The 13,252-nt window shown below is 70.1% G+C and carries 14 protein-coding genes; 6 read left to right on the top strand and 8 right to left on the bottom strand.

The window, feature by feature from the left end; genetic code table 11:
- Positions 1-3 precede the first annotated feature (3 nt).
- A complete protein-coding gene (locus ACZ6Y7_RS02425) occupies positions 4-1,212 on the top strand; it encodes a DegT/DnrJ/EryC1/StrS family aminotransferase (protein ID WP_465755995.1) in 1,209 nt (402 codons plus the stop codon).
- On the opposite strand, the gene ACZ6Y7_RS02420 is transcribed toward ACZ6Y7_RS02425, so the two are convergent.
- From ACZ6Y7_RS02420 to ACZ6Y7_RS02395, 6 genes are all read right to left on the bottom strand, one after another.
- Complete coding sequence (locus ACZ6Y7_RS02420) at positions 1,202-2,263, bottom strand: homoserine kinase (RefSeq protein WP_465755994.1); 1,062 nt, start codon at positions 2,261-2,263, stop codon at positions 1,202-1,204. The two genes, ACZ6Y7_RS02425 and ACZ6Y7_RS02420, sit on opposite strands and share 11 nt — an antisense overlap.
- Positions 2,264-2,507: 244 nt before the next feature.
- On the bottom strand, positions 2,508-3,005 hold the full coding sequence (locus ACZ6Y7_RS02415) for a hypothetical protein (RefSeq protein WP_465755993.1): 498 nt from the start codon (positions 3,003-3,005) through the stop codon (positions 2,508-2,510).
- A gap of 439 nt (positions 3,006-3,444) precedes the next feature.
- A complete protein-coding gene (locus ACZ6Y7_RS02410) occupies positions 3,445-4,926 on the bottom strand; it encodes a ThiF family adenylyltransferase (protein ID WP_465755992.1) in 1,482 nt (493 codons plus the stop codon).
- Positions 4,916-5,416, bottom strand: a complete 501-nt coding sequence (locus tag ACZ6Y7_RS02405) for a hypothetical protein (RefSeq protein WP_465755991.1) — start codon at positions 5,414-5,416, stop codon at positions 4,916-4,918. The genes ACZ6Y7_RS02410 and ACZ6Y7_RS02405 overlap by 11 nt, the downstream gene beginning before the upstream one ends.
- The gene (locus tag ACZ6Y7_RS02400) at positions 5,413-5,856 is read right to left on the bottom strand and encodes a hypothetical protein (protein ID WP_465755990.1); all 444 of its coding nucleotides are present in this window, start codon (positions 5,854-5,856) and stop codon (positions 5,413-5,415) included. Before ACZ6Y7_RS02400 ends, ACZ6Y7_RS02405 begins: the two co-directional genes overlap by 4 nt.
- Before the next feature lie 16 nt (positions 5,857-5,872).
- A complete protein-coding gene (locus ACZ6Y7_RS02395; RefSeq protein ID WP_465755989.1) occupies positions 5,873-6,136 on the bottom strand; it encodes a hypothetical protein in 264 nt (87 codons plus the stop codon).
- 150 nt (positions 6,137-6,286) lie between these two features.
- Between ACZ6Y7_RS02395 and ACZ6Y7_RS02390 the strand changes: the two genes are divergently transcribed.
- The 4 genes from ACZ6Y7_RS02390 to ACZ6Y7_RS02375 all read left to right on the top strand — a co-directional run bounded on the left by ACZ6Y7_RS02390 (position 6,287) and on the right by ACZ6Y7_RS02375 (position 8,764).
- Positions 6,287-6,820: a helix-turn-helix domain-containing protein gene (locus ACZ6Y7_RS02390; protein WP_465755988.1), complete on the top strand. Its 534-nt coding sequence runs from the start codon at positions 6,287-6,289 to the stop codon at positions 6,818-6,820.
- On the top strand, positions 6,817-7,368 hold the full coding sequence (locus ACZ6Y7_RS02385; protein ID WP_465755987.1) for an ImmA/IrrE family metallo-endopeptidase: 552 nt from the start codon (positions 6,817-6,819) through the stop codon (positions 7,366-7,368). Before ACZ6Y7_RS02390 ends, ACZ6Y7_RS02385 begins: the two co-directional genes overlap by 4 nt.
- Positions 7,369-7,949: 581 nt before the next feature.
- Complete coding sequence (locus ACZ6Y7_RS02380) at positions 7,950-8,411, top strand: prevent-host-death family protein (RefSeq protein WP_465755986.1); 462 nt, start codon at positions 7,950-7,952, stop codon at positions 8,409-8,411.
- Entirely contained in the window at positions 8,408-8,764 is a 357-nt protein-coding gene (locus ACZ6Y7_RS02375) for a hypothetical protein (RefSeq protein WP_465755985.1), read from the top strand. The genes ACZ6Y7_RS02380 and ACZ6Y7_RS02375 overlap by 4 nt, the downstream gene beginning before the upstream one ends.
- 263 nt (positions 8,765-9,027) lie before the next feature.
- Here ACZ6Y7_RS02375 and ACZ6Y7_RS02370 read toward each other — a convergent pair whose 3' ends face one another.
- A complete protein-coding gene (locus ACZ6Y7_RS02370; RefSeq protein WP_465755984.1) occupies positions 9,028-10,326 on the bottom strand; it encodes an MFS transporter in 1,299 nt (432 codons plus the stop codon).
- Positions 10,323-11,558 (bottom strand): aminotransferase class V-fold PLP-dependent enzyme, encoded by a 1,236-nt coding sequence (locus ACZ6Y7_RS02365; protein WP_465755983.1) that lies wholly within the window; start codon positions 11,556-11,558, stop codon positions 10,323-10,325. Before ACZ6Y7_RS02365 ends, ACZ6Y7_RS02370 begins: the two co-directional genes overlap by 4 nt.
- Here ACZ6Y7_RS02365 and ACZ6Y7_RS02360 point away from each other — a divergent pair.
- Positions 11,557-12,975 (top strand): aminotransferase-like domain-containing protein, encoded by a 1,419-nt coding sequence (locus ACZ6Y7_RS02360; RefSeq protein WP_465755982.1) that lies wholly within the window; start codon positions 11,557-11,559, stop codon positions 12,973-12,975. The two genes, ACZ6Y7_RS02365 and ACZ6Y7_RS02360, sit on opposite strands and share 2 nt — an antisense overlap.
- Positions 12,976-13,252: the final 277 nt, after the last annotated feature.

Raw genomic sequence — 13,252 nt, 5'->3', positions numbered from 1 at the left:
CCCGTGAACGACCCTGCCGTCACTCTCCCGTTCCCCCGCGAGCCCAAGTACGGGCAGGCCGAGAAGGATGCCATCCTCAAGCTCCTCGACGACGGCCACCTGTCCGAGATCAACCGAGGCCCGGCCACCAACGCCCTCGAAGCCGCCTTTGCCCGCCTCACCGGCACCCGCCACGCGCTGTCGTTCAACTCCGGCACCGCCTCCCTCCACGCCGCCCTCCATGCGGTCGGCGCCAGCCCCCAGGCCGGCGTCGCCGTCTCCCCGATGACCTGGGTCTCCGCCATCACCGCCGTCTTCCAGGCCGGCAGCTACCCCGTCTTCTGCGACATCGAGCCGGACAGCCCGAACATCGCCGCCACCGCTGTCGCCGAGGCCGCCCCCGCCTGCTCCGCGGTCCTCGCCACCCACACCTGGGGCATCCCCGCCCGCATGGACCAGCTCGCCAAGGCCACCGGCCTGCCGATCGTCGAGGACTGCTCGCACGCCCACGGAGCGCTCTACCAGGGCCGCGCCGTCGGCTCCTGGGGTGCCGCCGGATGCTTCAGCCTCCAGGAATCCAAGTCCGTCTCGGGCGGAGAGGGCGGCATCCTGACCACCACGGACCGTGAGGTCTACGAGCGGGCCCTCACCCTCGGCCACCACCCCGCCCGCCTGGCCGCCGAGCTCACCCTCCCCGAGCTGAAGCCGTTCGCCACTACCGGCGCCGCCTACAAGTACCGGATGCCCGCCGTGTCAGCCGTCATCGCCCGCCAGCAGCTGCGATCCCTCCCCGACCGGATGCTGGCCGCCGAACAGAACCTCACCACCCTCCGCAAGGTGCTGGAGGAGTGCGACGCGCCCGTCACCTGGCCCTCGATCGGCGAGCTGTCCGTGCGCGGCTGGTACGGCACCCCGCTGACGATCAACGTCCGCGTGCCGGACCCGGCCGAACTGAGCAAGCGGCTCAAGGCCGCCGGCGTCCCCGTCCGCTCCCTGTACGAGGACTGGGCGCAGGCGCCGCTGCTCCAGCGCCCGGACCTGGCCGCCCGGTTCTGGCCGCACCTGGCCCGCAGCCCCTACCGGCCGCCGACCATCGACGCACTGCCGAACTTCCACAAGGCGATGCGCCAGATGATCGTCCTCAAGGTGCCGCAGATCCTGGCCCCGGACTACATGGAGCAGGTCGCCGAGGCCCTCGCCGCCGTACTGGTCCGCACGCTGGTCACGGCATAGCCGCGAACGCCTCCTGCACGTCCTCACGCCGCTCGGTCCACCAGGCCAGGAAGCGCTCGGCGGGCAGGAACAGGTGGTCACAGGAGTGGTCGTCCCGGTCGTAGTGGAAGACCAACTGCCAGTAGTCGGACATGCGCTTCCACCACAGCCGCTCCACCGCATCCGCCAGGGCCGGCACCGAGATCGGCACCACCGATCGGTAGCCGGCCACGAACGCGGAGGTCCGTTCCAGGTCGAGGAAGCCGTCCTCACCGCCGAACTGCACGGTGGCGGTGCGGGCGACCTCCTCGCCGAACGGACGCACCCGGATGCGATCCCAGTCGATCACCCCGGCGATCTTGCCGTCCCGCCACAGCACGTTGCGGTGCTGCACGTCACCATGCGTCCAGCCCACCGGACCGGCCGCCACCTCGGTCGTGGGGCGTTCGCTGCCGTACTTGTCGAGCAGCATCTTGCGCTCGCCCAGCGCCTGGGCCGCCTCGGTGTCGAAGGCAGTCGGGCTCTCCAGGGCGGTGATCAGCGCGATGAAGCGGTCCGCCTCAGCGTGCGCGGCACTCGGTGTGGTCACCGGGGCGGCCGACGGCTCCGGCACCGGCGGCAGCAGGCGGGCGGTCCGCTCGTCGTTCAGACTCCGGTGGATCTGGCCGAGCAAGACGCCAAGGTCTCCGGCCTGGTCCAGGGTGAGGTCGGTCCCCGGCTGGTGGCCGCCTTCCAACCAGGGGATCAGGCAGTAGCCGCGGTCCGCGACCTCCGCCACGGTCTGGCCGGAGCAGGTGGTCAGTGGCCGCCCGACCGGGACTCCGGCGTCGGCCACCTCCGACAGGACCGCCAGGTTCCGGCGGGCGAGCGACAGCGGCACGTCCATGATCCGCTTCAGTGCGAATACGCCGTCGGCCGTCTCGAGCCGCCAGTTGCCGTTCATCAGGCCGTTGGGCAGGAAGCGGCACGCCTGAACCTCACCGAGCCCGAAGGTCTTGCCGAGGACCACCAGGTCCTCCTCGATGATGCTGTAGCGCGAGCCACACGTAGCGTCGTCCATCGCTTCCGTCACCTGAAGCAGGCTAGCGGAGCTCAGTCGGCGATGGACGTCGTTCACCCACCACCCGGAGGCCAAAGGACGAATGATCACGCGGCTTCGCCCTCTGTCGCCCCTGCCGCCGGCGGGGGCACCTCGCCGGCTGCCATGGAGCGCCTTTCGGATGATCCCGATGTATTCGGCCGCAGGCCGCCCACCCGTGGAGGGGCACGGCCGCAAAGGCAATGGGTTGGCGCGGGAGGCGAGAGCATCCGAAAACTCACGGCACCGGGTCGTTCCAAGGGACGACCTGCCCTTGGTTGTTGACCTTGTACCGACCCATGCAAGTCGTGAAGGCATCGCCGCGAAACTGCGACGTGCACCAACCAAAAAGGATCTGTTGTTTGCGGTTGAAGTCGAGCGTTGGCGCTGCGGCAGGACGCTGCTGCTGTGGGGCGGTGCCAGCCATTACTTCGCGGGCACGGGCAACTTCGCGCGGGTCGAAGCAGGGCGCGTGATCGACGATGTACGACGCGCTTGCGGCGTTCACGTTCGGCGTTAGCTGGACGGTGGAACAGTCCTCGCCGGTCCGGCCGTTAACAGCCGCTCCGATGACTATCCCAGCGCCGACGAGGACGAGAGATCCGGCTACCGCCAGGACGATTCTGGTGGACTTTCGGCGCCCTTCGTTGAGGCCCGGGGCGTCTTGCGCGTACCGGCTCGGGGTAGTGCCGCCGCCGATCAGGCTGGCGAAATCATCAGAGGCGGGCTCAGGCATGACGCTCATTTCTGTCGGCTTGTTGGGGACTGTCGGCTGACGGCCGCGCTAACGGGTCCACGGGGCCAGAACGGATCAGTGGGCGGGCTGGGCGCCCTTGGTGCCGCCCATGCAGCCGGTCGGCGAGGCTCTGCGATCCACCGTCGCATGGGCCGTCTGGGCTGCTCATACGACGCGTGAGCCGATTAACGGGACGCTGACCATGCCGCCCGGCTTCTGCACCATGCCGGTCTGGTTGCGGGCAGACTCCCCGCCGTCATGGCCAACCTGGTAGCGCGATGAGCTTCCGCACGCGGTGAGCGTACCGAGCAGCTCAGCGGCGGCGAGGGCATTTGCGGAAGTGGAGCGGTTCCTCAGGCGCTGCAGGGCCAGTCGGTGCGGTCACAACGGAAGACACCCTTACTGATTGGAGAGCAGCCGACAGCCCTTGGGCTCAGCGTCAACCGTGCGTGCGTCGGGCTTCTCGGACGTGGCGGATGAGGTCGGTGTCCTTCTGGCACGCGCATTCAGGGGTGGGAGCCCAGTGATCGGTCATCTGGCTAGGCCGAGGGCCGAAGCGGGTGTCGTACTCGATGCGCCGCACGGGGCCGGCGATCAGGCCCGTACTCCGGGCGATCCAGGCGCCAACGACCAGGCAGGCGGCCTGTTGGGCCACGAACGCGGCCGAGGGCCGAAAGGCGTCGCTCGTGCCGCCACCCAGCTCCGTGGAGTTGATCAGCCCGCACACCGGTCGGCCGAGGAACTGCCTTACGAGTTCGCGCTGTTGGTCGTCCAGGCCTTCCAGGTCCTGTTCGGTCAGTGGTTGCTGGCCGCGGGCGATCCGCGTGAGCGGGAGTCCAGTCAGTTCGTGGAGTCGCTGTTCCGCGCTTTTCCCGGTGTGGTTGGCCTTGTAGTAGCAGAACAGGCAGGGGCCGGTGGGCAGCGCCTCGTGCAGGGCGACGGTGGTGCCGATCGGGCCGCCGGTGCTGCCGTCCAGGGTGAGGTCGGCGTGCAGGCGCTGCAGGTCGTGCCGGGCGCCGACGCTGTCCAGTCCGCCGAGGACGGTCCGGGGCCACGGCAGGTCACCGGTGTCGACGGCTTCGATGGCGTCCTGGATCGTGCCGTGGAACGGGGTGACCTCGATCCGCCGCAGGCGCGCGGCGATCAGCCGCACCTTCGGCAGGAGCGCGGCCGCCTCGGCCAGGGTGCCGATGCTGTAGGAGTTGACGTTCGGCTTCTCGAAGACCTCCTTGTCCACCACCGTCAGCTCGCCGGAGACCCGCAGCAGGTCCAGGACCAGGGCGATGCCGGTGCCGATCGCACCGCCACCGCCCAGCAGCACCCGCTCCAGCGCGGGCGGCGGAGCGGCGGCGATCCCGGGTTGCTCACCGGGCAGGACGGGGCAGAAGTCCACCACCGGGGTGGCTTCGAACTTCCCCTCCGGCAGTCCGGCAACGACCTTGAACGCCTCGCCGGCCAACATCGCCGCGGTGAGGACCGCGCCCAGCCCGGTGCCAGGTGCGTTGAGGTGAGGGAAAGGGTGGCCGGCGTGCCGCAGCCGTGTCCCGTGCCCGTCCGGCACGCCAGCCACCGCAACGTCCGGCGGCGGTTCGGCGCCCACGTGCAGGCGCAGCCGCGCTTCGCCCGAGGGCGCGCCGATTTGAAGTGGCCGGTCCGGGTCGATCCCGGCCGCCGTCTCCACCAGTCGGCGGACGAGGGCGTCGTTAAGCCGTCCCGGCCCGTGGCCGGGGTCCAAGCCCAGCGGGACCGGCCACCGGCGCAGGTCGGCCACCAGTACTTCGAGGGTCTCAGCGACCGCGGGCAGGCGCCCGTCTGCGGTCAGGTGGATGGGGCTGGCCTCCATACGCTCCCGCAGGGTGGTTTCGTCCACGCCGGCGGCCAGGCCGCCTAGGCGCATGCTGCGGCTGTAGTCAGTACTCACGGACGCCCTCCTCGTCGAACAGCACCGTGAGCGCCGGGGGCAGCGCCTCATCGATGACCGGGGCGGAACAGGGCAGCCAGTCCTGGTCGAAGCGCCACCACCCCCACGATGCTGGGTCGGCAGGCGGCGCCGCGTAGGTCGGGACGACGGCGCTGACGAACCCCGGTATCCGCAGCGAGTACAGACGGTCGGTCCGCGACAGGAAAGCCTCCTCGGGGTGCGAGTGGATCATCGCCCGCGTCCGGTAGGACCGCTCCTCGGCGAAGGTGAACAGCCGGTCGTACGCGACGGCGCTGACTCTGAACAGCCCCGGGCCCCGCACGATCCCCGCCGTCCCGGCCACCGCCACGACCAGGACATCCATGTCCGACGGCCCGGTCAGCAGCAGAGCGCCGGTCTCCTGATCGGCTAGCCCGTGGCACCGGATCTCCCGGAGCACCGGATCGACCGCGCCAGCCGGTAGGACCAGGCTCCTCGTGTCGGCGCTCATCCGGCACGCCTCCCATCAACGCGGTCGATGTCGCCCTGCACGTTCTCCACCACGTACAGGAAGGGATTGCCGGTGCTGCGCCAGGCGTGCGGTCCGGTGCCCCACTCGGGGTGGAGCTGCTGGCCCTCGGCGGTGAAGGGCTTGCACACGTCGTTGGGGCCGCAGCGATAGCCGTTCGCCCCCGGCCAGGCACTGGGCTTCCCGGGGGCGTGGGCGCCGACCGACTCGACGAAGACGAGGGAGGGCGGTCGGTGCGGGTAGACCGTCCACTCGATCCGGGCGACGAACGCCGCACGCTCGCTGTTGCTCGGCTGAATCTCGGCCCAGAACAGGCCGTCGGGGTCCTGCTCGCGGTGGTGGAGGCGGCCGGCGGCCGAGGCGAGGAACTCCTCGACCGCCGGGACGTCATCCGCCAGCCGCAGACTGCTTTCGAGATCCACGACTGACTCCCGGGCCTCAGCCGTTGGTGGTCTCGGTACGCAGGCCCAGGTGCAGGGCCTTGGCGTGCCCGGCCAGCTCGCCCACCGTCGCCTCGGGCGGGACCTCGTGCCCGTCGTGGAAGAGGTAGTAGCGGGTGGTGCCGTCGCTGGTGAAGCCGAAGGAGGCCATGGCGTCGGACAGGACGGTTGCGGCGGTCACCTGCGGGGCGTAGTCGTGCTGGTACGGGTGCCCGGCGAGGGAGGAGGTCACCGTGGTCTTGACGGTGGCAGGCTGAGGCATGTTGATCTCCTTGGTCGTTCCGGAGTGTGAAGGAGAGCTCGCTGATTCAGCAAAGCTTCACTGGGTCACCAGTGACTGAGCTCAGTGTGATCACCTCGGAGTGATGCAGTCAAGCTTCATCGCCATATTGGTGAGCGCTACGCTGCCTGCATGAGCCCCGACCGGAGCCAGCTCTCCCTCCCAGACCCCGAAACGACCGGGCCGGACGCCGTCGAACAGTTCGACATCGCCGAACTCGGGCGTCTCCTCAAGGAGCGCCGCGGCCCCTTGTCCCTTCGGCAGGCCGCCGCCGACGCGGGCGTGAGCTTCAGTACCCTCACCCGAGTCGAAGCCGGCGCCCAGCCCGACCTCGCCACCTTCACCCGCCTCTGCGCCTGGCTCGGCGTCCCTCCGAGCCGCTTCTTCACCCCGGCCGCAACCCGCCAGATCTCCCCTCTCGACCAAGCCATCACCCATCTCCACGCCGACCCGCGACTTACCAGCGACGCAGCGAACAAGATCAGCTCCGTCCTACGAGACCTCTACGACGCCCTCGCCAAGGAAGCGGCGCCCACCGTCCCCGCCCTCGCCTGCCACCTCCGCGCAGCCTCGGTACTGCGCCCTGGCGTCCCCCAGCGGCTCGCCGATCTGCTCACTGACATGAACACCGAACTCGAACGACTCGTCGAAGCGGGAGAACTGTGACCCTGCCCCGAGGCTTCAAGGCCAACGCCGAACGAGAAGCCCTCCGGTTGCGCCGAGAACTCCACCTCGGCGACACCGACGCCTTGGACGTCGACGACCTCGCCGAGCACCTCAAGGTCAAGATCGTCAGTGCCGAGAAGCTCGTCACCCGTGACCGCCTTGAAGACCTCGAACGCGTCCAGGCCTACGCCTTCTCCGCCGCGACCTTCCAGATCGCCGACAGGAACATCGTCGTCACCAACCCGCTCCGGACCCCGGGCCGCAGGGCCAGCGATGTGGCCCACGAGCTCTCCCACCTCATCCTCAAGCACGATCTCACCGAGATTCGCGAAGTCAGCGGTATGCCCTTCAGGACCTGCCGCCCCGACGAGGAGGAGCAGGCGACTGCCTTCGGTGGAACTCTGATGCTGCCCCGCCCGCTGCTGCTCAGCGCGGTTCGCCGCCAGTGGGGGCCGGCGCAGATCGCCGAGCACTATGGGGTGACCGAGGAGATGGCCCGCTACCGGTACAACACCACCGGCGTGGCCAAGCAGGTGCGCGCCCACTGACCGTGCTGGAGGCGCGCGCTATTGATCTACCGCTTACCAACGGGACGTGCCTCAGGAGCTGGCGAGCGGCCACAGTGGCGCCCCGCCCTGGTTGCAGTTTTGGTTGCGTTCACCCCCGTCCGGCACCGTCCAGAGCCGGACCAGCGGGCCGCTCTGCCGCAGGTCAGGACACATACGGCCGCCCTCGGACAACCGGACGAACATTTGGAAAGCGTGTTGGGGGCAACCCCTCACGAGTTCGAATCTCGTATCCTCCGCCTTTACGAAGGCCCGGACCGGTTCACCGGTCCGGGCCTTCGGCGTTTGCTGGCGGTCGATCAGAGCTCGACAGGACATGTCGAAGGTGGCGCCAGGAGTGCAGCACGTCGGCCGCCAACCGCAGGACTGTGCTCGTCGATCGGAGCAGCGCGGCGGAGAGCGCCATGAACCCGAGCACGGCACCACCCCCGCAACCGCAGATCTCCACACGTCAGGCCTCCAGGCGTTCCGACCGTGTTCCCGAATCGCGGCGCGGAAGTCTGTACCCAAGTCGGCGCACCTGCACATTGACTTCGGAACGTATTCCGAAGTAGTGTGGCCGCATGTCCACTCTCACCGTGTCGTTCTCCGACCTGTCGAAGAACTCGAAACGCGTCGCGGACACCGTCGAGCAGGTGCAGCGCGTCCACGTCACCCGTCGTGACGGCGAGGACCTGTACCTGACCACCCAGCGTCACGACCGTCAGCGCGAGGAGACCGCGGATGTCACCGCGCGGCTCTTCGCGGCCCTGATGACCAGCGACGAGGGTGCGCGCGCGGTTCTCCTCGCCCTTCCCGAGGTCTTCCCCTGGACCCGGCACCTGTCGGCCGAGGAGGTGCGCGAGTTCGTCGTCGACCTCGTGGACGCCACCCGCGACGTGGTGGAGTTGGACGTTCACGCCAACCTGCACCGGGTGATCGTCGAGTGGCGGGCCACCGCCAGGATCCTGGCGGACCCCGAACTGAGCGCCCAACTCACCGGACCGCTCCCGGGCGATGACCACGGCGAGGTACTCGCTCCATGAGCCCCAAGCGCGGAGACGACGTCCCACCTCCGCCGATCGGTGACGAGTGGCGACTGCGGTTCGCCACCAACGAGGCCGCCAAGGGGTGGGGCGACCTCTGCACGGAGGCTCCGGGTAATACCCGCCGCTGCTTCGAAGCCCTCCGCACCAACCCTCTGTCCACGAGCGACCCCGATCGACAGCACCGGCTCCGAGGCCGCCTTTCGACGCGTGTTCTCGGCAGGGACGAGCTACCGCAGTGGGAGTACGAGGTGACCGCCGGCGGGCGCGTGCGCTACCTCGTCGACGAGCCAGACCGGACCGTCCACCTCGTCTACGCCTCACCCCGGCACCCAAAAGACACGGACGGCTGACCACTGGCGGAGCGGGTCGACCGGCCGTGGACGCCAGACCGTGGGGTCTCAGTTCTGGTCTCATTCACCCCCGTCCAGTGAGGTTCAGCCACCGCCCAGCTGTGCGCTTCGCCGCAGGTCAGGATGTGCGTGAACCCCGGCGGACAGTTCCGGGGAGAATCGGAAAGCGTGTTGGGGGCCACCCCTCACGAGTTCGAATCTCGTATCCTCCGCCTTCACGAAGGCCCGGACCGTCTCGTACGGTCCGGGCCTTCGTCGTTCGCTCAGCGGGCTGCTGCCGCCCGTTTCGGGGCGGACGGCAGGGCCTTGAGGCGGCTGACCGGGGAGAGCACCAGGCCGATGACGACGACGGCGGAGCCGGCGGCGGCCACGGTCAAGGCCCCTCGGGCGCCGAGTTGGCCGGAGAGCAGGCCGGCGGAGAGGCCGCCGAGGGAGCCTCCGCCGAACAGCAGTGTTCGGAACGCGGCGGTCATCCTGCCCATCATCGATTGCGGCGTCACGGACTGGCGCAGGCTGACGATGACGACACCGGCCACGCCGAGGCCCAGGTAGGTGGTGAAGAAGGACAGGACGAACATCCCGATCATCACCGGTCGCGGCCCGGTGGCGGCAGGGATGAGCGAGGGGCCGAGCAGCAGGGCGGACTGGGCGACCAGGTAGACCTTGCCGAGCGGGAACCGGGCGATGACCTTCCGCGAGATCAGCGCGCCGATCAGGCCGCCGACGGAGGCGGTCGCGAAGACCGCGCCGATCGTGTCCGAAGCGAGGTGGAGATCATGGTTGCCGTAGAGCAGGAACATCGTCCACACGGTGATCATCGAGAAGTTGCAGCAGAACCCGATCAGCGCGAGCGACCGAAGCACGCCGTCGCGCATCACCCATCCCATGCCGTCCTTGAGTTCGCGCCACAGGTGCCGTTCGGCGACCGGTTCGGGGCGCGGCTCGGTCGTGCGGATCAACAGCAGCGAGACGACGGACACCGCATAGGAGAAGGCATCGACGAGCACGGCCACCGGCGCGCCGACCGCCGACACCAGGATGCCGCCCAGCCCCGGCCCGGCGATGTCAGCGGCGGAGGAGCTGGTGCTCATCCTGGCGCTGGCCTCGACGTAGTGCTGGGGGCTCTTCACCAGTACCGGCACGTACGACATCCAGCTCACGTCGAACACCACCGATGCGATGCCGACCGTGCAGGCGATCACCATCATCACGGGCAGGTTGAGCGCGTGGCACCAGTACAGCACCGGTATCAGGCCGAGCAGGACCAGCCTGACCAGGTTGGCACCGAGCATGACCGGCCGCCGCCGGTGCCGGTCCGCCCAGACGCCGATCACCAGGGCGAGCCCGAGATAGGGGACCAGCTGCAGGAAGCGCAGCAGCCCGACCTGTTCGTCGGTCGCGCCGAACGCGCCGATGGCGGTCAGGGGGAGCGCGAGGTTGGTCACCTGGGTGCCGAGCAGGGAGAGCGTCTCGCCCACCCAGAACCGCAGGAAGTCGCCGTTGTGCCAGAGGCTTTGCTGAGGTGCGACCGTGGAGTCCGGCGCGGCCGAGGTCTGGGTCATCGGGCCCTCCGCGCGAGTTCGGCGACCGCGCCGGCCACCGTGTCGACCTCGTCCTCGGTGTTGTAGTAGTGCGGCGACAGCCTCAGGCACCACTCCACGTCCTTGTCGGCGAAGTCGAACTGCGCGAACTCCCGATAGCTGAGGGCGGAGTTGATGCCTCGTGCGTCCAGCGCCGCCTTGAACGGCTCCGCCTCCCACCCCTCGATCGCGAACGTGACCAGCGCCGCCGGGGCCGGCCCCCGGTCCAGCGTCCGGACGCCGGGTAGGGCGGCGAGGTGCTCGCGCAGCCGTCCGGCCAGGGCCGGGGTGCGCCGGGCGATCGGTTCGAGGCCGACCCGCAGCGCGTAGCGGACGGCGGCGGCGCAGCCGAGCACGGTGGCGTACGGGAACTCCCACTCCTCGAACCGGGCCGCAGTGGCGACCGGACGGTAGTAGCCGGGGGCGACCCAACGCGCGCCGTGCATGTCGATGTGCAGCGGCTCGTACCCGGCGGCGAGCGCCCGGTCGGAGACGTAGAGGAAGCCCGAACCGCGTGGCCCGCGCAGGAACTTGCGGCAGGTGGCGGTGAGCATGTCGCAGCCGATCTCCTCGACGTCGACGGGGTACTGGCCGACCGACTGGCAGGCGTCGACCAGGTACAGCAGGTCGAGTTCGCGGCAGTGCCGTCCGATCTCGGCGACCGGCTGCACCAGGCCGGAGTTGGTGGGCACGTGCGTGACGGCGACCAGGCGCGGGCGGTGGGCGCGCATCAGCGCGGCCATGGCGCCGACGTCGACGCCGCTTCCGTCGGGGTGGTCGGGGGCGTGCACGATCCGGACGCCGTGGCGTTTGCGCAGGGAGAGGAAGGCGATCTGGTTGGAGACGAAGTCGTTGCGGGTGGTGAGGATGACGTCGCCGGGTCGGAAGTCGATCGCGGAGAGGGCCTTGGTGTAGGCGTGGGTCGCGCTCGCGGCGAAGGCGATGTTGGCCGGGCGGGTGCCCAGGAGCTCGGCGAGCGAGGCGTGGAAGTCGTCGACCTCGGTGGCCCGGGCGGCAGATGCCTCGTACCCGCCGACGGCCGCTTCCAGTTGGAGGTGGTCGAGCATCGCCTGGAGTACCGGACGCGGCATCAGCCCGGCGCCGGCGTTGTTGAAGTGGATCACCGCCTCGCAGCCGGGGGTGTCTGCCCGGAGGGCGGTGAGGTCCAGGAGCGGTTCTGCACTGCGCTTGAAAGCGCTATTCTCGTTCTCCATGTATGACGGTAGCAGTACCGAGACACTGGTGGCGATCCTCCGGAACGAGATCGCCCGGCTCGCCCCGGGCGATCGCCTGCCCAGCAGCCGCGACCTGATCGCCCGTCACGGCGTCGGGCCGGTGACCGTCTCCCGGGCCATCGCACTGCTGGCCGCCGAGGGCGCGGTCGTCACCCGGCCGGGGAGCGGGACGTACGTCGCCGCCCGCCGACCGCAGGCCACCGGCGGTGGATCGGACACCTCCTGGCAGGCGGTCGCCCTGGCCGGCCGCCAGCCCCTCCCGGAACCCTCCGACGAGCAGTCCGGCACACCCGCGGTCGGCACCATCGCGCTGTCCGGCGGCTACCTGCACGAGAGCCTCCAGCCAACGCGGCTGCTCGGCGGTGCCCTCGCCCGGGCCGCCCGCCGCCCGGACGCCTGGCACCGCGCCCCGGCGGCCGGTCTGTCGACGCTGCGCACGGTCTTCGCCCGTCAGGCGGGTGGCGACGTCGGACCCGAGGACGTCCTGGTGACCGGGGGCGGGCAGGGGGCGCTGTCCATGTTGTTCCGCGCCGTCGCGGCCCCCGGAACCCCCGTCCTGGTCGAGTCACCGACGTACCCCGGTGCGCTCGCCGCCGCTCGCGCCGCGGGACTGCAGCCGGTACCCGTGCCGATGGACGACCAGGGCCTGCGCCCCGATCTGCTCGCCGACGCCTTCGCCATGACGGGCGCCCGCCTGCTCTACTGCCAGCCCACCTTCCACAACCCCACCGGCACCGTTCTCTCCCCCGAACGGCGCCGCCAGATCGTCGACGTGGCACGCGCCGCCGGAGCCTTCCTGATCGAAGACGACTTCGCCCGCCATCTGAGCCACGGCCGCCCGGTACCGCGCCCGCTGGTCGCCGACGACCGCGACGGCACCGTCATCCACCTCACCTCGCTGACCAAGCCGGCCTCGCCCAGCCTGCGGATCGGCGCCGTCATCGCCCGGGGCCCGGTCATGCGGCGCCTGCTCGGTATGCGACGGGTCGACGACTTCTTCATCGCCCGCCCCCTCCAGGAAGCCGCAGTCGAACTGCTCAGCACCCCTGCGTGGGACCGCCACCTGCGCAGCCTGGCCACTGCACTGCGCCACCGCTGCGCCATCCTGGCCGACGCCATCACCCGCGAGGTCCCCGACTGGACCCTTCTGCGCGTGCCGGAAGGCGGCCTGCACCTGTGGGTCCAGCTTCCCCCCGGCCTCACGGAGGTAACCGTCGCGGACACGGCCTCAGCACACCAGGTGACCGTCAACCCGGGCCACCACCACTTCCCGGCCGAGCCACCCGCCGCCCACCTTCGTCTCAACTTCGCCGCCGCAGCCGAACCCGCCGACCTCGCCGAAGCCGCCGCCCGCCTCGCCGCCGCGGCCCGACGCCCGGAGCCGACACCTGGCTGACTCCACAACCGCCCCGGCGATCCCCGCGCGTGGTCTCAGTTCTGGTCTCATTCACCCCCGTCCAGGCGGGTCCGGCCGCCGCTCAGCGGTGCACTCCGACGCAGGTCAGGACGGGGGTGAACCCCGGCGAACGGTGTTCGGGAGAATTGGAAGGCGTGTTGGGGGCAACCCCTCACGAGTTCGAATCTCGTATCCTCCGCCTTCACGAAGGCCCGGACCGTCTCGTACGGTCCGGGCCTTCGTCGTTCTCGGCCGGGCGATCGTCACGTGGTCGACC

The sequence above is a fragment of the Kitasatospora sp. NPDC053308 genome, assembly GCF_055585785.1.
Note: the sequence above shows the minus strand (reverse complement) of the source record. Positions and strands in the feature narration are given on the sequence as shown.

Bases quoted from the DNA above. Each gene is read 5' to 3' on its own strand.
- ACZ6Y7_RS02415 (WP_465755993.1), bottom strand. From the start codon at position 3,005: ATGCCTGAGCCCGCCTCTGATGATTTCGCCAGCCTGATCGGCGGCGGC.
- ACZ6Y7_RS02405 (WP_465755991.1), bottom strand. From the start codon at position 5,416: ATGAGCGCCGACACGAGGAGCCTGGTCCTACCGGCTGGCGCGGTCGAT.
- ACZ6Y7_RS02395 (WP_465755989.1), bottom strand. From the start codon at position 6,136: ATGCCTCAGCCTGCCACCGTCAAGACCACGGTGACCTCCTCCCTCGCC.
- ACZ6Y7_RS02390 (WP_465755988.1), top strand. From the start codon at position 6,287: ATGAGCCCCGACCGGAGCCAGCTCTCCCTCCCAGACCCCGAAACGACC.
- ACZ6Y7_RS02380 (WP_465755986.1), top strand. From the start codon at position 7,950: ATGTCCACTCTCACCGTGTCGTTCTCCGACCTGTCGAAGAACTCGAAA.
- ACZ6Y7_RS02375 (WP_465755985.1), top strand. From the start codon at position 8,408: ATGAGCCCCAAGCGCGGAGACGACGTCCCACCTCCGCCGATCGGTGAC.
- ACZ6Y7_RS02370 (WP_465755984.1), bottom strand. From the start codon at position 10,326: ATGACCCAGACCTCGGCCGCGCCGGACTCCACGGTCGCACCTCAGCAA.
- ACZ6Y7_RS02360 (WP_465755982.1), top strand. From the start codon at position 11,557: ATGTATGACGGTAGCAGTACCGAGACACTGGTGGCGATCCTCCGGAAC.
- ACZ6Y7_RS02365 (WP_465755983.1), bottom strand. From the start codon at position 11,558: ATGGAGAACGAGAATAGCGCTTTCAAGCGCAGTGCAGAACCGCTCCTG.